The sequence below is a fragment of the Streptomyces sp. NPDC059787 genome, assembly GCF_042732315.1.
Classification (GTDB): Bacteria; Actinomycetota; Actinomycetes; order Streptomycetales; family Streptomycetaceae; genus Streptomyces; species Streptomyces atrovirens.
Genome location: NZ_JBHWHX010000053.1, coordinates 20,902 through 36,903, shown reverse-complemented (window position 1 = coordinate 36,903; position 16,002 = coordinate 20,902). Strand labels below are relative to the sequence as shown.

The 16,002-nt window shown below is 72.0% G+C and carries 18 protein-coding genes; 7 read left to right on the top strand and 11 right to left on the bottom strand.

The window, feature by feature from the left end:
* Window positions 1-334 precede the first annotated feature (334 nt).
* The 5 genes from ACFV5H_RS32595 to ACFV5H_RS32575 form a co-directional block, all read right to left on the bottom strand.
* Entirely contained in the window at window positions 335-718 is a 384-nt protein-coding gene (locus tag ACFV5H_RS32595; protein ID WP_385055003.1) for a helix-turn-helix domain-containing protein, read from the bottom strand.
* Between the two features lie 218 nt (window positions 719-936).
* Window positions 937-2,373 carry a GH1 family beta-glucosidase gene (locus ACFV5H_RS32590; protein WP_385198456.1) on the bottom strand — a complete coding sequence of 479 codons (1,437 nt, stop codon included), beginning with the start codon at window positions 2,371-2,373 and terminating at the stop codon, window positions 937-939.
* A 59-nt stretch (window positions 2,374-2,432) separates the two neighbouring features.
* The gene (locus ACFV5H_RS32585; protein ID WP_385054997.1) at window positions 2,433-3,356 is read right to left on the bottom strand and encodes a carbohydrate ABC transporter permease; all 924 of its coding nucleotides are present in this window, start codon (window positions 3,354-3,356) and stop codon (window positions 2,433-2,435) included.
* Window positions 3,357-3,368: 12 nt separating this feature from the next.
* Window positions 3,369-4,364, bottom strand: coding sequence for a carbohydrate ABC transporter permease (locus ACFV5H_RS32580; protein ID WP_385054995.1), 996 nt, complete (start codon window positions 4,362-4,364; stop codon window positions 3,369-3,371).
* 308 nt (window positions 4,365-4,672) lie between these two features.
* Window positions 4,673-5,980 (bottom strand): ABC transporter substrate-binding protein, encoded by a 1,308-nt coding sequence (locus tag ACFV5H_RS32575; protein WP_385054992.1) that lies wholly within the window; start codon window positions 5,978-5,980, stop codon window positions 4,673-4,675.
* A gap of 302 nt (window positions 5,981-6,282) precedes the next feature.
* Between ACFV5H_RS32575 and ACFV5H_RS32570 the strand changes: the two genes are divergently transcribed.
* The 4 genes from ACFV5H_RS32570 (at window position 6,283) to ACFV5H_RS32555 (ending at window position 9,042) form a co-directional block, all read left to right on the top strand.
* A complete protein-coding gene (locus ACFV5H_RS32570; RefSeq protein ID WP_385054989.1) occupies window positions 6,283-7,296 on the top strand; it encodes a LacI family DNA-binding transcriptional regulator in 1,014 nt (337 codons plus the stop codon).
* 79 nt (window positions 7,297-7,375) lie between these two features.
* Window positions 7,376-7,696, top strand: a complete 321-nt coding sequence (locus ACFV5H_RS32565; RefSeq protein ID WP_385198454.1) for a DUF2795 domain-containing protein — start codon at window positions 7,376-7,378, stop codon at window positions 7,694-7,696.
* A 280-nt stretch (window positions 7,697-7,976) separates the two neighbouring features.
* The gene (locus ACFV5H_RS32560) at window positions 7,977-8,372 is read left to right on the top strand and encodes a DUF2267 domain-containing protein (RefSeq protein WP_344559978.1); all 396 of its coding nucleotides are present in this window, start codon (window positions 7,977-7,979) and stop codon (window positions 8,370-8,372) included.
* Between the two features lie 13 nt (window positions 8,373-8,385).
* Complete coding sequence (locus ACFV5H_RS32555) at window positions 8,386-9,042, top strand: dienelactone hydrolase family protein (protein WP_385054982.1); 657 nt, start codon at window positions 8,386-8,388, stop codon at window positions 9,040-9,042.
* A 36-nt stretch (window positions 9,043-9,078) separates the two neighbouring features.
* Here the strand turns inward: ACFV5H_RS32555 and ACFV5H_RS32550 are convergent, their stop codons facing one another.
* The 6 genes from ACFV5H_RS32550 to ACFV5H_RS32525 all read right to left on the bottom strand — a co-directional run bounded on the left by ACFV5H_RS32550 (window position 9,079) and on the right by ACFV5H_RS32525 (window position 13,637).
* Window positions 9,079-10,071: a polysaccharide deacetylase family protein gene (locus ACFV5H_RS32550; protein ID WP_385054979.1), complete on the bottom strand. Its 993-nt coding sequence runs from the start codon at window positions 10,069-10,071 to the stop codon at window positions 9,079-9,081.
* 25 nt (window positions 10,072-10,096) lie between these two features.
* A complete protein-coding gene (locus ACFV5H_RS32545) occupies window positions 10,097-11,101 on the bottom strand; it encodes a glycoside hydrolase family 11 protein (RefSeq protein WP_385198453.1) in 1,005 nt (334 codons plus the stop codon).
* A 329-nt stretch (window positions 11,102-11,430) separates the two neighbouring features.
* Window positions 11,431-12,054 (bottom strand): hypothetical protein, encoded by a 624-nt coding sequence (locus tag ACFV5H_RS32540; protein ID WP_385198451.1) that lies wholly within the window; start codon window positions 12,052-12,054, stop codon window positions 11,431-11,433.
* A 43-nt stretch (window positions 12,055-12,097) separates the two neighbouring features.
* Window positions 12,098-12,901, bottom strand: a complete 804-nt coding sequence (locus ACFV5H_RS32535) for a rod shape-determining protein (protein WP_385054971.1) — start codon at window positions 12,899-12,901, stop codon at window positions 12,098-12,100.
* A complete protein-coding gene (locus ACFV5H_RS32530) occupies window positions 12,898-13,266 on the bottom strand; it encodes a TraR/DksA family transcriptional regulator (protein WP_385054968.1) in 369 nt (122 codons plus the stop codon). Before ACFV5H_RS32530 ends, ACFV5H_RS32535 begins: the two co-directional genes overlap by 4 nt.
* Before the next feature lie 47 nt (window positions 13,267-13,313).
* The gene (locus ACFV5H_RS32525; RefSeq protein WP_385054965.1) at window positions 13,314-13,637 is read right to left on the bottom strand and encodes a TraR/DksA family transcriptional regulator; all 324 of its coding nucleotides are present in this window, start codon (window positions 13,635-13,637) and stop codon (window positions 13,314-13,316) included.
* Window positions 13,638-13,927: 290 nt separating this feature from the next.
* On the opposite strand from ACFV5H_RS32525, the gene ACFV5H_RS32520 reads away from it, so the two are divergent.
* From ACFV5H_RS32520 to ACFV5H_RS32510, 3 genes are read left to right on the top strand one after another with little or no spacing between them, the layout of a single operon-like run.
* Entirely contained in the window at window positions 13,928-14,905 is a 978-nt protein-coding gene (locus tag ACFV5H_RS32520; protein ID WP_385054963.1) for a HAMP domain-containing sensor histidine kinase, read from the top strand.
* Window positions 14,902-15,597, top strand: a complete 696-nt coding sequence (locus ACFV5H_RS32515; RefSeq protein ID WP_385054960.1) for a response regulator — start codon at window positions 14,902-14,904, stop codon at window positions 15,595-15,597. The genes ACFV5H_RS32520 and ACFV5H_RS32515 overlap by 4 nt, the downstream gene beginning before the upstream one ends.
* On the top strand, window positions 15,594-15,989 hold the full coding sequence (locus ACFV5H_RS32510) for a hypothetical protein (protein WP_385198449.1): 396 nt from the start codon (window positions 15,594-15,596) through the stop codon (window positions 15,987-15,989). The genes ACFV5H_RS32515 and ACFV5H_RS32510 overlap by 4 nt, the downstream gene beginning before the upstream one ends.
* Window positions 15,990-16,002: the final 13 nt, after the last annotated feature.

Here is a 16,002-nt window from a genome sequence, read left to right as displayed (position 1 = left end):
CGGCGCGAGGCCCGGCAGGAGAGGCGGCGCCCGTGCGTACCGCCCACCGCCTCACGCGACCGGTGAGTACGGCTCCGCCCGAGGAGGTGTGGGGGGCGCCGGGGCGGCCACGGAAGGACGGCCGGCCCGGCGTGCGGCGCCACGTCGGCGCGAGGCCCGGCAGGAGAGGCGGCGCCCGTGCGTACCGCCCACCGCCTCACGCGACCGGTGAGTACGGCTCCGCCCGAGGAGGTGTGGGGGGCCGGGACGGGGCCGAATGTTTCGGAGGCTTCCGGAGCGCCGTTCCACCTGAGTGTCCGGCTGTTCTTCGGGCCGTCGACGGCGAAACTTTCGGTCAGGCTGTGTGCCGGAAGTCGCTGGGGGAGATTCCGTAGGCGCGCCGGAAGGCGCGGCTGAAGTCGGCGGGGTGGCGGAAGCCCCAACGGAGGGCGATCTCGCCGATCGTCCGGTGCCGCAGTCGCGGGTCGGCGAGGTCGGCGCGGGTGCGTTCCAGCCGGCGGCGGCGGATCGTGGCGCCGACCGTCTCCGGTTCCTCCTCGAACAGGGCGTGCAGGAGACGTACGGAGATGTGGTGGTGCGCGGCTGTCGTCGCCGGACTCAGCTCCGGGTCGGACAGGTTGTGCGTGATGAAGGCGTCGATCCGGGCCAGCAGCACCTGCCGCCTGCTCTCGACCGGCAGCGGCGGGGAGAGGTCGACACGACGGCAACCCGCGGGCATCTCGCGAACAGCGGCGGTTGTTCACCACCGCCCGCTCCCACCTCCTGATCGACACGGCCGCCTGAGAGACCGGCCCGCCCTCCCGGGGGGACCGGCGCGTGGGCCGGTCCCCCCGTTCCGGTGGCGTCACCGGATTCCCCCGTTACCGGGGTGCCGCCCGGTCCTCGGCACACAGCGCAGTGGTCATCGGCACGGCGTGCACGACCGCGCCCGTCCGGTCAGGCGCCGGGCAGGACGCCGGTGCGGGCCACCTCGGAGTACCAGCGGGCGCTGGCCTTGGGGATGCGGGTGCCGGTCGGGTAGTCCACGTAGACGGCGCCGAAGCGCTTGCCGTAGCCGTGGGCCCACTCGAAGTTGTCCAGCAGCGACCAGAGGAAGTAGCCGCGCACGTCCGAGCCGTCGACGATGGCCCGGTGCACGGCGGCCAGGTGGCCGCGCACATAGGCGATCCGGGCGGGGTCGTTGACGTTCCCGGAGGGGTCGGCGTAGTCGTCGAACGCCGCGCCGTTCTCGGTGATGACCAGCGGCGTCCTCGGGAAGTCGGACGACAGGCGGCGCAGCAGGTCGTACAGGCCGGTGGGGTCGACGGCCCAGCCCATGGCGGTGGTGTCGCCGGGCGGCTGGTGGAAGGCGACCTTGTCGGCGCCCGGCCAGGGACTGTGGGCGCTGTTTCCGTGTCCGTCCGAGTTGTGGGTGCCGCTGCCGTCGGCCTCGGAGACGACGGTGGGCGAGTAGTAGTTGACACCGAGGAAGTCCAGCGGCTGGTGGATCCGTCCGAGGTCGCCGTCGCGGACGAAGGACCAGTCGGTGAGCGCCGCGGTGTCCTTGAGGAGGTCCTCCGGGTAGGCGCCCTGGAGCATCGGGCCGGTGAAGACCCGGTTGGCGAGGGCGTCGATCCGGCGGACCGCGTCGGCGTCGGCGTCGCTGTCGGTGAGCGGGCGGACGTGGTGGATGTTGAGGGTGACCGAGCACCGGGCGGCGGCGGGAAGGCGGTCGCGCAGCGCCTGGACGGCCAGGCCGTGGCCCAGGTTGAGGTGGTGGGCGGCGCGCAGCGCGGCGACCGGGTCGGTGCGGCCGGGGGCGTGCACGCCGGAGCCGTAGCCGAGGAAGGAGCTGCACCAGGGCTCGTTGAGCGTCGTCCAGGTCCTCACCCGGTCGCCGAGGGCGTCCGCGGCGAGGGCCGCGTACTCGGCGAACCGCTCGGCCGTGGCGCGCTCCGGCCAGCCGCCGGCGTCCTCCAGCTCCTGCGGGAGGTCCCAGTGGTAGAGGGTGGCGACGGGCTGGATGCCCTTGTCCAGCAGGTCGTCGACGAGGCGCCGGTAGAAGTCCAGGCCCCTCTGCACGGCGGGGCCGCGGCCGGTGGGCTGGATCCGGGGCCAGGCCAGGGAGAACCGGTAGGCGCCCAGGCCGAGTTCGGCCATGAGGGCGACGTCCTCGCGCCAGCGGTGGTAGTGGTCGGTGGCGATGTCACCGGTGTCGCCGTTGCGGACCCGGCCCGGGGTGCGGGCGTAGGTGTCCCAGATGGACGGCGTACGGCCGTCCTCGGCGGCGGCCCCCTCGATCTGGTAGGAGGCGGTGGCGGAGCCCCAGAGGAAGCCCTTGGGGAAGGTGCGGGCGGCGTCCGGGGCGGACGCGGTCTGCTGTGCGGTGACCACGTAAGTCCTTTCGGTGTGAGGGGAGTCGGCAGGCGAAGGCCTGGCGGAGTGGGTGCGGGTCAGCCCTTGACGGCGCCGGCCATGATGCCGCTGACGATCTGGCGGCCGAAGACGATGAACATCGCCAGCAGCGGCAGCGTGCCGAGCAGCGCGCCCGCCATGATCAGCGACTGGTCGCGGACATAGCCCGCGCTGAGCTGGGTGAGGGCGACGGGGACCGTCGGGTTGGTCATGTCGAGCACCACGAACGGCCAGAAGAAGTCGTTCCACGCGTGCACGAACGTGATCATGAACAGGACGGCCATCGCGGGCCGCGCCACGGGCAGCACGATGCTCCAGAAGATCCGCAGCGAGTGCGCCCCGTCCACGCGGCCGGCCTCGACGAGTTCGTCGGGCAGCGCCTCGGACAGGTACTGCCGCATGAAGAACACGCCGACCGCGCTCACCAGCGTGGGGAAGATGACGGCGGGCAGCTGCTGCGACCAGCCCAGCTCGGACATCATCATGAACAGCGGTACGACGCCGAGCTGCGGCGGCACCATCATGGTGCCGATGACCAGCATCAGCAGGACGTTGCGGCCCTTGAACCGCAGTTTGGCGAAGGCGAACCCGGCCAGCGTCGCGAACATCACCGTGGACAGGGCGATCACGCCGGCCACGATCAGGCTGTTGACCATGGCCTTGCCCATCGCCGCCTCGTCCCAGGCCCGGGCGAGGTTGCTGAACAGGTTAGGGCCGGGCAGGAACGGCGGCGGGGTCTGGCTGACCCGGGTGTTGTCGGTGGAGGCCGCCACCATCGTCCAGTACAGCGGGAAGATCGACAGCACCGCCATGACGACGAGCAGGACGTAGGCGAGCGGCCCGGCGTGGTGCTGGCGGCCGGCGCCCTGGCGCAGCAGCCGGCGGCGGCCGCGGCCGGCCGGCTTCTCGACGGGGGTCCGGACCGGGGGCTCCGTCCGGACCGGGAGGCTGTTGGTGGTCATGATGACTCCAGGTCAGGACGTACGGGAACGCAGGCGCTTGATCAGGCGCTGCGCCACGAAGGCGAGGACGAGCAGCATGAACATCGCCCAGGCGACGGTCGCCGAGCGGCCCATCTGGTAGTGCTTCCAGCCCTCCTCGTACAGCAGCAGGCCCAGCGTCTGGTACTGGTTGTCGGCGCCGCCGGTGACGCCGTTGGGGCCCTGGCCGAAGATCAGCGGTTCGCCGAACAGCTGGGTGGCGCCGATGGTGGAGAGCACGATGGTGAAGACGATGGTGGAGCGGATACCGGGGACGGTGACGTGGGTGAACTGCTTCCACCGGGACGCTCCGTCGATGGACGCCGCCTCGTACCGCTCGGCCGGGATGGCCTGCATGGCGGCCAGGTAGAGCAGCGCGTTGTAGCCGGTCCAGCGCCAGATGACGATGGTGGAGATGGCCGCCTGGGCGGGCCACTTGTCGGCCTCCCAGTCCACCGGGTCGATGCCGACCGAGCCGAGCGCCCAGTTGATCATGCCGAAGTCACGCTCGAAGATCATGGTGAAGACGAGCGCGGCGGCGGCGACCGAGGTGGCGTACGGGACCAGCGAGGCGACGCGGAAGAACAGCGAGGCGCGCATCCGGTAGTTGAGCAGGTGCGCCAGGCCGAGCGCCATCATCAGCTGCGGCACCGTGGAGATGACGCCGATGGTGATGGTGTTCTGCAGCGCGTTCCAGAACCGTGAGTCGCCCCAGAGTTCGACGTAGTTGTCGAACGCCACCCACTCCATGACGTCGAGGGTGGCCAGCTCCACGTCGTGCAGGGAGATCCACGAGGTGTAGACGAGGGGGTAGAAGCTGAACGCGGCGAAGACCACGAAGAACGGCGCGACGAACGCGTACGGGGCGCCCTTGACGTCCAGCCGGTGCAGCCATGCGCCGCGCCGGCGGGCGGTCCTGCCGTCGCCCGTGGTGCCGGGCGGGGCCGGCGGCTCCTCGCCGGTCAGGGCCTTGGTGGTGGAGGTGGCCACCGGACTTTTCCTTCCTGGATGCGGATGTGTGAGGCGGGGCCCGGGCCCGTCGGCGGATGCCGGGGCTGTCGTCGGGCTTCCGCCGGCCGCCCGTGGGGCGGGCCTCACGGCGTCAGGTGCGTGCTCCGGGGGTCTCCCCGGTCTGAGGCCGGGGAGCGCCGGGCCCTGAACCCTGTACCGGACGTACTCGGGTCAGGGCCCGGTGCGGCGAGGGGGACGCCTCTCCGGGGAGCGTGCACGGCGTCGTGAGGCGGGCGGGAGTCCGACGACAGGGCCCGACGGGCCCGGGCGGCCGCGGGAGGCGTCGGTCAGCCGACGGCCTTCTCGATGCGCTCCGTGGTGGTCTTCCACGCCTTGTCGCGCGCGGTGCCCTGCTCGACCAGGGCCAGGCCCTGGGAGAAGGTGTCCTTGATCGTGCCGTCCTTGCGGCCGAGGACCTGCTTGTCCGGGATCTCCTGCGCGGCGGCACCGAAGATCTGGCCGATCGGCGCGTTGTCGAAGTACTCCGACTTGGCGTTCTTCACCTCGTCGGCCTGGAGCGCCTTCTCGGAGGACGGGATGTTGCCGATCTCCTTGAAGATGTGGGCCTGCTGCTCCGGCGCGGTCAGCCAGGCGACGAGCTTCTTGGCCTCCTCCTTCACCGGGCTCTGCTCGATCACACCGAGGAAGGAGCCGCCCCAGTTGGCGCCCTTGGGCGCCCTGGCGACGTCCCACTTGCCCTTGTTGGCCTCACCGGCCTTCTCGCTGATGTGGCTGAGCATCCAGGCCGGGCACACGGCGGTCGCGAACGTGCCGTTGGCCAGGCCCGGGTCCCAACCCGGCTGGAACTGGCGGAGCTTGGCGGTCAGACCCTCCTCGGCGGCATCGGCGGACAGGGCCCAGGCCTCCTTGACGGCCGGGTTCTTGTCGTAGATCAGCTCGCCCTTCTCGTCGTAGTACTGCTCGGGGTAGCCGTAGACCATGGCGTTGAACAGGCCGCTGGCCGAGTCCGTGAACGCCACCTTGTCGCCCTTGAAGTCCTTCTTGAAGGTGCGGCCGACCTCGACGTACTTGCTCCAGTCGCCCTCCCACAGCTTGCCGACCTCTTCGCGGTCGGTGGGCAGGCCGGCCTGCCCGAAGTAGTCCTTGCGGTAGCAGACGGCCATGGGACCGATGTCGGTGCCCAGTCCCAGCACCTTGCCGTCCGCGGTGCTGATCTGGGACTCCTTCCAGGGCAGGAAGTGGTCGGTGCCGGCCACGTCGGAGAAGTCCGCGAACTTGTCCGCCTGGGTCTCGGTGATCTCCTTGGCCCGGCCGATCTCGATGCCCTGGATGTCCTTCAGGCCGTTGCCGGCGGCGAGGTGGGTCTGCAGCGCGGTGTAGTACGTCTGCTCGTCACCGGCGATGTCGGCCTTGATGTCGACGTTCGGGTTCTCCTTCTCGTACTGCTCGAGAAGGCCGGTCTCCTTGAGGCCCATCACGCCGTACAGGCCCATGGTGATGGTGACCTTGCCGTCCTTCTTGCCGCCACCGGTGACCGAGTCGTCGCTGCCGCCGCAGCCGACGACGAGTGCCAGCGCGCCGACGGCGGCGGCCGACGCCACCGCCTTCCTGCGCAACGAACCGTAAGTGCCCATGGATCTCCTCCTAGCGACGGCGCTGACACACCGAGGTGACGAGTTCTGCGATGACTACAGCGGCTCTGACAGGGATGGGAACGTGCCCATTGCGGGGTGGGTACGTTCCCACCGCGCAACGAAGACTCATGGCTGGCGGACAGGTCTGTCAATAACTTGAAACCAACTCGTCGTCCCGTAGCGGGTCCCGCGTCCGCCGTCCCGCCCCCGGGGGGTGCTGGGCCGACGGCGGCGTCTGCAAGAATTGCCGCAGGTCAACTCCGCGGCAGGCATCGCCGTCGCGGCCGTCCAGGGGGGAGCACATGAGCGGCAACCGCCGTCCGACCATCAAAACGGTCGCGGCCCGCGCAGGCGTGGGCCGCACCACGGTCTCCCGCGTCGTCAACGGCTCGGACCTGGTCAGTGCCGACGCCCGTGCGAGGGTCCTGGCCGCGATCAAGGAGCTGAACTACGTTCCCAACTCGGTCGCCCGCGGCCTGGTGACCAACCGCACCAACGCGGTGGCCCTGGTGATCCCGGAGTCGGAGAGCCGGCTCGGTTCGGAACCGTTCTTCGCCGCACTGATCCGCGGTGTCAGCGGCGCCCTCGCGGAGAGCCGGACCCAGCTGCAGCTCATGCTCGTCCGCGACCAGGCCGAACGGGACCAGCTCACCGAGACGGTGGCGACGCACCGCGTGGACGGCGTCCTGCTGGTCTCCGTGCACGCCGACGACCGGCTGCCGGGCATGCTGGAGGAGATGGGCCTGCCGACCGTGCTGGCCGGCCGCCGCGACGCGGGCGAACGGCTGAGCTACGTCGACTCCGACAACGCCGGGGGCGCCACCGCGGCGGTACGGCACCTGCTGCACCGCGGCCGGACCCGGATCGCCACGATCACCGGCCCGCTGGACATGGACGTCGGCCGCAGCCGGCTCGCCGGCTGGCACACCGCGCACCGGGAGGCGGGGGTGCCCGCGGACGAACTCCTGGTCGAGGAGGGCGATTTCACGGAGGAGGGCGCCTGCCGTGCCATGCGTTCGCTACTTGAACGCGCCCCGGATCTGGACGCCGTCTTCGCCGCCTCCGACCTCATGGCGGTCGGCGCCCTGGCCGAATTGCGCCGACGGAGGCTGCGGGTCCCCGAGGACGTCGCCGTCGTCGGCTACGAGGACTCCGTCCTCGCCCGCCACACCGCCCCGCCGCTGACGACCGTGCGCCAGCCGGTGGAGGAGATAGGCCGCACCATGGCCCGGATCCTCACCGGCATCACCCAGCAGGGCGGGCCCCGGCAGCAGCGGACGCTGCCCACGGAGCTGGTGGTGCGGGAGTCGTCGTAGCGGGGCTTTCTCAGAGGTGAGGGACGGGCGATGACGGTTACCCGGGTGGTCCCAGTACCGCGACGAGGGAGAAGGAGCCATGGCCCACAGGACGAGCGCCCGGGACGTGGTGAGCGCCATCAAGGACGTCGATTTCCCGGCCGGCAAGGACGACCTGGTCCAGGCGGCCAGTCGGTCGGGTGCCGCGCCGGACGTGGTCAAGGCGCTGCGCGGCATTCCCGCCGAGCAGTACGCCAATCGTGAGGAGGTGACCCGGTCGGTGCGTGTGGACCCCGATTCCGACCTCGGCCTGAGCCCCGCGCAGCAGGCGGAGCAGGCCCGTGCGGGCGGCAGGCAGGGCCAGTCCCAGCACCTGCGTGACGTGCCGAAACCGCCGGTGGAGGACGAACTGGACCGCTGACCGCGACAGACGGCGCGGGTGAGCCGCAGCGGGCTGCGCGCGGTGATCCGGTTCGGTGCCGGTCCGCGGGGAGCGGCGGCCGATCGTTCCGGAACGGACCCGGGAGACCGGGTCGCGGGTGGGACCGGTACGGGGGACACGCACGCCGGGCACCTCCTCCGTCACGTTCGCGCCGGCCGGGCAGCCGCCGTTCCCGGTGGCAGACCGGCGTTCGTTGGTGCGGACCCGTTCCGGGTACTCGCCCGTTGCCCAACCGCACCATGAGGAAGGACAGCGCCTCATGCAGCACGACGAGTTCATCGGAAAAGTGCAGGCTCTCACTCGGTTGCCGGACCGGGGAACGTCCGAGCGGGCGACCCGGGCCGTGCTGAGTACGCTGGCCGAACGGCTGCCGTCCGGGCTGGCGGGCCATGTGGCCGCCCAGCTGCCGCCGACCCTGGCCGCGCCCATGCGGCAGACCACCTCGGGCGAGCGCTTCGACCTGACGACGTTCGCCGGACGGATCGCCGGACGCGCGGAGACGGACGAGGACGCGGCCGTGCGCGAGGCCGCCGCCGTACTGGAGGTGCTCGACGCGGCCCTCACCCCGGAGCTGACGGAGAAGCTGGTCGCCGCGCTGCCCAGGGACATCGGCGGCCTGCTGCCCGTCGGACGTGCCACCGACGACACCGACTGAGGAGGTGACAGGCGTGGTCTCCGAGTCCGTGACGGTCCCCTCGGGTGCGGCGGCCCTGCCCGGGGACCTCGTGATCCCCGCCGGGGCGCGCGCCGTGGTGCTGTTCGCGCACGGCAGCGGCAGCTCACGGCTCAGCCCCCGCAACCGGGCGGTCGCCACCGCGTTGCAGGGGGCGGGGTTCGGCACGCTGCTGCTGGACCTGCTGACCCCGGAGGAGGAGCGCGAGGACGACGCGACGGGACGGCACCGCTTCGACATCGGTCTGCTGGCCCGGCGGCTGGCGCATGCCGTCGACTGGCTGGAGCAGCGCCCGGACGGCGTGGACCTTCCCGTGGGCCTGTTCGGGGCCAGTACGGGAGCGGCGGCGGCGCTGGTGGCCGCCACCGAACGCCCCAAGCGGGTGTCGGCGGTCGTGTCGCGGGGCGGGCGCCCGGACCTGGCGGGCGACGCGCTCGGTCTGGTCGCGTGCCCGGTGCTGCTCGTGGTGGGCGGCGACGACGAGACGGTGCTCGGCCTCAACCGCGAGGCCGCCGGCCGGCTGTCCGCGACGCACCGCGTCCATGTGGTGCCCGGCGCGACCCATCTCTTTCCCGAGCCCGGCGCGCTGGAGCAGGTCGCCGAACTCGCCGCGGGCTGGTTCCGCGACCATCTTCGACCGGGCACGGGGTGAGCCACGGCACGACGCGTGCCGCGGCTCGCCCTTCGCTCAGCCCGTGCTGCAGGAGACCGTCGGCCAGTTCCAGTTGCCGTTCGCCATGATCGTCACCCCCCAGTTGTTGCCGCTGCCGTTGGGCTTGGCGACGAGGGTCCGGCTGTCGGGGTAGGAGGCGCTGACGTTCCAGGTCGTGGAGACCTTCGCCGGGGACGGCACGTTCATGGTCACCGTCCAGTCGCTGCCGCCGCTGACCGAGACGTCGAGGTTGTAGCGGTCGCCCCAGCGGCTGCCCGCGGACAGGGTCGCGGTGCAGGCGGTGCCGCCACCACCGCCTCCTCCCCCGCCGCCGGAACCGTCGGGGGCGACGGCGCGGCCGGTCTGCGGGGAGATCATGCCGGCGCACAGGCCCCGGGAGGCCAGGTTCTGCGCGATGCGCGGGATCGCGGCGATGGTGTTGGCCGGCCAGTCGTGCATCAGGATGACTTGGCCGCCCGTGAGCCGGGAGGCGGCCTGCACGATGGCGTCGGTACTGGCGTTGTTCCAGTCCTGCGAGTCGACGTCCCAGATGATCTCGGTCAGACCGTACTTGGCCTCGACCGCGCGCAGCGTCGAGTTGGTCTCGCCGTACGGCGGACGGAACAGCTTCGGTGTGCCGCCGCCGGCGTTGGCGATCGCCTGCTGGGTGCGGGCGATCTCCGAGTCCATCTGGGACTGGCTCAGCTGGGTCATGTGGGGGTGGGTGTAGCTGTGGTTGGCGACCCACATGCCGGCGTCGACCTGGGCCTTGACCAGGGAGGGGTTGGCGGCCGCGTACTGGCCCTGGTTGAACATCGTGGCCCGCAGCCCGTTCTGCCTGAGCGCGTTGAGCAGGTTCATGGTGCTGCCGGTCGACGGGCCGTCGTCGAAGGTGAGTCCGACGTAGCCGTTGCAGGCGGCGGCGTGCGCCGGTGCGGCGTCGAGGGTCGCGCCGGCGGTGCCGGCCAGGGTCAGCGCGGCGACGGCCAGTCCCGACACCAGGGACCGGGGGACTTTTCCGGTGGTCATCTGCGGTGGTCCTCCTCGTGAGGGGTCAGCCTGCGCTGCAGGAGACCGTCGGCCAGGTCCAGTTGCCGTTCGCCATGATCGTCGCGCCCCAGTTGTTGCCGCTGCCGTTGGACTTGGCGACGAGGGTCTGGCTGTCGGGGTAGGACGCGCCGGCGTTCCAGGTCGAGGAGACCTTCGCCGGGGAGGGGACCCGCATCGTGACGGTCCAGTTGCTGGATCCGCTCACCGAGACGTTGAGGTTGTAGCGGTCGCCCCACTTCTCGCCGGCCGACAGGGTCGCGTTGCAGCCACCGGTGCCACCACCGCCGCCGCCACCACCGCCGCCGCCACCGCCGGAACTGCCCTCACTCACGGTGATGTTGGAGCTGCCGCTGCTCTGGTAGCCCTCGGTGGCCATGATCATGTAGTTGTGGTTGCCCAGGTTCATCCCCTTGCCGGCCCACGCGTCGAAGTGGTTGCCGCTGGTGATGGTGCCGCCCGTGCGCTTGGACTGCCGCACGCTCCAGTACTGGTCGAAGGTCCTGGTGCCCTCGATGGAGGGGGCGTTGTACCGGGTCGTCTTGTAGATGTCGTACGTGCCGCCGTCACTGGTGACGGTGCCCTTGTACTCGCCGGTGGGCCGGTAGGTGCCCCAGTTGTCGACGATGTAGTACTCGATGAGCGGGCCGGTGGTCCATCCGTAGAGCGTGAGGTACGCGTTGCCGGACGGGTTGAAGGAGCCCGAGTAGCTGACGGTCTTGCGGCCGCCGGTGCTCCAGCCCTTGCCGGCCACGAAGTTGCCGGTGTTGCTCCACCGGGTGCTGTAGTTGCCGCCGGAGCCCAGGTCCATGGAGACGGTCCCCTGGGAGTCGGTCCAGAACGAGTACCACCAGCCGTTGTTGGTGCCGGTCTGGTTCGTGGTGACGGCGGTGGCGGTGGTGGCGGTCAGGAGCAGTGCGGTGACGGCGGCCAGTGCGATGGTCCAGGCACTTCTGACGCTCGGCAGCAGGCGGCCGCGTCTGCGGCCTCTCGGTCGGGCGAACACGTGCATGTGGTACGCCTCCTGTGCGGCTCGGTGGGGGTTCGATGCCGGACAGTGTTGGTCTGCACGCGTCAACCGTCAACAGTTTCGGTGAATGTTTCGAAATCTTCGCTTGATCAAGAACAGAGAAGGATTCACGTAATACCAGCTCAATGGATGTACTGAACCGGTCAAATTCAGGGGACTTGCGCCACGCGTCGGAGATGCGTCGAACTCCGATGTGGAGTAAACGAAAGTTTCGCTCCTCCGGGCGCGACCGGCGATGTCACCTGCCGGTCGCGGGCTCACGAGGGGATGCCGGGTCGAGGCCCTCACGGCCGAGCCCCGGTGACCACTCCTCACGTAGGTGTCGTCCAGCGCGGGGCCGTCTCCGCCCAGGCCGTGTCCCAGTCGGCGAGGTTGCGGCGGCGCAGGGTCAGGCCGGTCAGGGCGTGGGCGGCGGCGCCGGTGAGGGCGACGCCGATGGCGGCGAGGAGGGCCCACCCCATGGTGCGGCTGCGGACCTCCTTGCGGGTCAGCGGCCGGTCCGTCGCGTCGCCGTCGGCGGTGACCCAGATGCGTACGGCGTTGCCGGCGGTCAGCCCCGGCCGGACCTCCGCCCGGGTGGTGCGGGTCCGCCCCTCGCGGGTGACCACGCGGACCTCGGCCGGGTAGCGGGTCCTCTTCTCCTCGTCCGAGCCCGGTTCGGGATGGCGCGGAGCGTCGTGGACGAGGGTCGCGTCCGTCTCGTACCGGGTCCGGTTCTGGTGGCGGGCGGTGTCCTCGTAATGCCGGCGGGCGGCGTCGCCGGCGAGGACGGCGGCCACGGGTGCCACGGCCAGTACGGCGATCAGCGCCCCGAGGCCGAGCCAGGCGTGGAGCGTGTCGGTGCGGCGGCGCAGGGGGTTGTGCCGCCAGCGCCACAGCAGGGGGCGCGGGGGCGGGCCCGGGGGCGGCTGTGCCGGAGGGATCTCGCCGGCCACGTCAGGGCTCCTTCCGGTGGCGGGGCGCGGGCGGTCGGGCCGGTCAGACGGTCCCGGTGCCCGAGGGGTGGTGGTGCGCCGAGGCGAGGAGGCCGGCGGCGCCCCGGACGGCGGCGGTGTGCGGCGACGGGACCTGCTGGACCGCGCAGCCGAGGCCGGCGGGGAGGCCGCGGGTGATGTCGGGGCGCAGCGCGCCGCCGCCGGCCAGCAGGACGCCCCGGCGCAGGGCGGCACGGGTGAGCCCGGTGCGGTCCTGCCGCAGCATCGCGGTCACCATGTCGACCACCGCCTCGGTGATGTCGCCGGGTGACGTGCCGTCGGCCAGGTCGGCGGTGCCCAGCGCGGTGCGGCGGGCGTCGGTGACCGCGCCGTCCACGAGCAGCACCACCTCGGTGAGGTGGGCGCCGATGTCCACGACGAGCAGTGGCCGGATGTGGTCGGCGCCCGCCGCCAGGGCCACCGCGCGGGCGCCGGGGACGGTCAGTACGGCGCGCGGGCGGAGGATCTCGACGGCCGTGCGGGCGGCGGTCCGGAAGGCGAGCCCGTCCAGGACCGGCGCCGTGACGACGACCAGCGGGCGGCCGATCCGGGGCAGCCGGTGCCCGAGCAGCCGCTCCAGCATCCGCGCCGTGCCGGGGGTGTCGACGATGGTGCCGCGCTGGATGGGGTGGATCGCGCCGGTGCCCGGGAAGGTCACGGTGGGCACGTCGAGGACCATGCCCCGTCCGGCGATCCACGCGCGTGTGCGGGCGCTGCCCAGGTCGAGAGCGATACCTGAGCAGCGCCGGCACAGCGGCCAGTGCCGGTGCCGTACCGGTGCCGGGAGGGGACGCCGGATCACGGTCACCGGCCGGCCTCCCTCACCTGCTGGCAGCGCCCGCAGTAGCGGGCCTGGGGGACGATCAGCAGGCGGTGGCGTTCGACGGCGCGGCGGCACAGGTGGCAGGTGCCGTACTGCCCGGAGTCCATCCGGGCGAGCGCCGCCTCGACGTCGGCGAGCACCATGCGGGCGGACGCCGCGAGCTTGACGCCCACCTCGATCTGGGCAGCCTCCGTCTGGCGGCGGTCGTCGGCACGGTTCGAGGAGTGGACGGCGAACTGCCGTAGCTGCTCCTGCCGGAACAGCCGCTGCTCGCGCAGGTTCTCGCGCAGCGCGGCGAGGTCCTCGTCGTCGAGGACCGTGTCGCGCTCGCCGATGGTCTGGTGGGTCACCACTGCACCCCTTGGGCAGAGCGGGAGAGAAGGAGGGACGGTCGGGGTCAGGCGCGGCCCTGGCAGGCGACGCAGTACCGGGTGTGCGGGAGGATCTCCAGCCGCTCCGGCGGTACGGCCTTGGAACAGCCCAGGCAGGTGCCGTAGGTGCCGTCGTCGACGCGCGCGAAGGCCTCCTCGATCTCCTTCAGGACACGCCGGATGGCGTCCCTCTGGTTGGACATCAGGTGGTCGCCGGGACTCTGCCCCGTTTCGTCGAGGGCCTTGAGCTGCGCGAGCCGGGTCGTACGGGCGTGTTCGAGACGCTGCCGGACCTCGTCGGCGGCCGGGTGGGCGGTACGGGTCTCGGTGCGGGGCAGGTCGAGCGACACGGACGGTCCTCCTCGGAGACGGTGACGTACGAATGTGACGTACGGATGATGTCCCCAGCCTCGCCCGCTTCCGTCCCGGCGCCCATCGGGCGCGGTACCCATCTGAGCGGGGTCCGAGGACCCACCCCGCCCGGTGTGGGTCGGGCGGGCCGGCGGAAATGGGTCGCGGGGCCCATCGACCGGGGGCCGCTCCTGGTGCAGGCTGGCCGGTGTCCGCCGGGACAAGGGGGCCGCGGCCGCACAGGACGGCACGGTGACCGACAGTAGAGGCAGACGAGAAAGAGGAAGGCGTGACCTCCGTGTCCCTGTACTGGCGGATCTTCGGGCTCAACGCGGTGGTGCTGGGCAGTGCCACCGCGCTGCTGCTGTGGGCTCCGGTGACCGTGTCCGTTCCGGTGCTGCTGACCGAGGCGGTGATCCTGGTGGGCGGCCTCGGCGTCATGCTCGTCGCCAACGCGGCCCTGCTGCGCATCGGCCTCGCCCCGCTGGACCGGGTGACGCGGCTGATGACCACCGTGGACCTGCTGCGCCCCGGTCAGCGGCTGCCCGTGCGCGGTGGCGGCGAGGTCGCCGAACTGGTCAGCACGTTCAATTCGATGCTGGAGCGGCTGGAGGGGGAACGCGTCGCGAGCAGCGCCCGCGCCATCCTCGCCCAGGAGGGCGAGCGGCGCCGTATCGCCCAGGAGCTGCACGACGAGGTCGGACAGAGCATGACCGCCGTGCTGCTGGCCCTGAAGCGGGCGGCCGACGAGGCGTCCCAGCCGCTGCGCGGTGAGCTCCAGCAGGCGCAGGAGATCACCCGGGAGAGCCTCGACGAGGTCCGCCGGCTGGTGCGCCGGCTGCGTCCGGGCGTCCTGGACGATCTGGGCCTGGTCAGTGCGGTCACCTCGCTGGCCACCGAGTTCGCCACGCACACCGGGCTGCGCGTGCTGCGCCGCTTCGACTCCGACCTGCCCGCTCTCGACCACGAGGCGGAGCTGGTGATCTACCGGGTGGCGCAGGAGAGCCTGACCAACGCCGCGCGGCACGCCGAGGCGCGGTGCGTGGAGGTGAGCCTGCGCGCCGCCGACGGGTGCGTCGTCCTGGAGGTGGGCGACGACGGCCGCGGCATCGGTGCCGCCCGCGAGGGCGCCGGGCTCCGCGGGATGCGGGAGCGGGCCCTGCTGATCGGGGCCGGACTGGACATCTCCGGCCCCGGCGAGACCTCCGCGACACCGGCCGGTACCCGGGTCCGGCTGACCGTGCCCACCGTCAGGAAGCAGTCATGAACCACCAGGACACCCACGACACCCACGGCGACCGCCGGACGGACCCCACGATCCGGATCCTGCTCGCCGACGACCACGCGCTGGTGCGGCGCGGTGTGCGGCTCATCCTCGACCGGGAGCCGGACCTCGAAGTGGTCGCCGAGGCGGGTGACGGCGCGGAGGCGATCGCCATGGCCCGCACCCACGACGTCGACCTGGCCGTCCTGGACATCGCCATGCCACGGCTGACCGGTCTGCAGGCCGCCCGCGAGCTGACCGCGCTGAAGCCGGGGCTGCGCATCCTGATGCTGACGATGCACGACAACGAGCAGTACCTGTTCCAGGCGCTCAAGGCCGGGGCCGGCGGCTATGTGCTGAAGTCCGTCGCGGACCGGGACCTGGTCGCCGCCTGCCGGGCCGCGATGCGGGACGAGCCGTTCCTGTACCCGGGGGCGGTGACCGCCCTGATCCGCAACTACCTCGACCGGGTCCGGCACGGCGAGGAGGCGCCGGAGCAGTTGCTGACCCCGCGCGAGGAGGAGGTGCTCAAGCTCGTCGCCGAGGGCCATTCGTCGAAGGAGATCGCCGAGCTGCTGTTCATCAGCGTCAAGACGGTCCAGCGGCACCGCGAGAACCTGCTGCACAAGCTGGGGCTGCGGGACCGCCTCGAACTGACCCGTTACGCGATCCGCGCCGGGCTCGTCGAACCTTGACCGCCGGCCGGCGGGGACGCTCCGCCCTTCCGTCCCGGGCCGCCGCGGCGGCCCTCGCCGCGTTCGCGGCCGTGCTGCTGACCCTCGGGTTCACCCACGGCACGGAACTCGCCCCCGCCGCCGCCTCCTCCGCCGCCCCGGCGTACCAGTCCGACACCCGTCCGTACGGCGACGACGCCTACGTCGGTGCCCGCACCCTGTTCACCAGGCCGGAGCGGGACACCGGTGAGCGGACGGTGCCCGCCGGTCATCTGCTCTTCACCGCGGCGCACACGCCGCCGGTCCCGCCCCGCCCGGCCCGGCCCGCGCCGGCGGCCGGGCACGCGCCGCCCGCCGCCGCGCACATGCCGTCGGACCTGGGGCGCGCCCCGCCCACGGCCTCCAGCACCTGAGATCCCCTCTTCC

What these genes read in the sequence shown, in the direction of transcription:
- ACFV5H_RS32545 (WP_385198453.1), bottom strand. Translation starts at nt 11,101, where the DNA reads ATGCACGTGTTCGCCCGACCGAGAGGCCGCAGACGCGGCCGCCTGCTG.
- ACFV5H_RS32550 (WP_385054979.1), bottom strand. Translation starts at nt 10,071, where the DNA reads ATGACCACCGGAAAAGTCCCCCGGTCCCTGGTGTCGGGACTGGCCGTC.
- ACFV5H_RS32570 (WP_385054989.1), top strand. Translation starts at nt 6,283, where the DNA reads ATGAGCGGCAACCGCCGTCCGACCATCAAAACGGTCGCGGCCCGCGCA.
- ACFV5H_RS32575 (WP_385054992.1), bottom strand. Translation starts at nt 5,980, where the DNA reads ATGGGCACTTACGGTTCGTTGCGCAGGAAGGCGGTGGCGTCGGCCGCC.
- ACFV5H_RS32595 (WP_385055003.1), bottom strand. Translation starts at nt 718, where the DNA reads ATGCCCGCGGGTTGCCGTCGTGTCGACCTCTCCCCGCCGCTGCCGGTC.
- ACFV5H_RS32560 (WP_344559978.1), top strand. Translation starts at nt 7,977, where the DNA reads ATGCAGCACGACGAGTTCATCGGAAAAGTGCAGGCTCTCACTCGGTTG.
- ACFV5H_RS32565 (WP_385198454.1), top strand. Translation starts at nt 7,376, where the DNA reads ATGGCCCACAGGACGAGCGCCCGGGACGTGGTGAGCGCCATCAAGGAC.
- ACFV5H_RS32515 (WP_385054960.1), top strand. Translation starts at nt 14,902, where the DNA reads ATGAACCACCAGGACACCCACGACACCCACGGCGACCGCCGGACGGAC.
- ACFV5H_RS32585 (WP_385054997.1), bottom strand. Translation starts at nt 3,356, where the DNA reads ATGACCACCAACAGCCTCCCGGTCCGGACGGAGCCCCCGGTCCGGACC.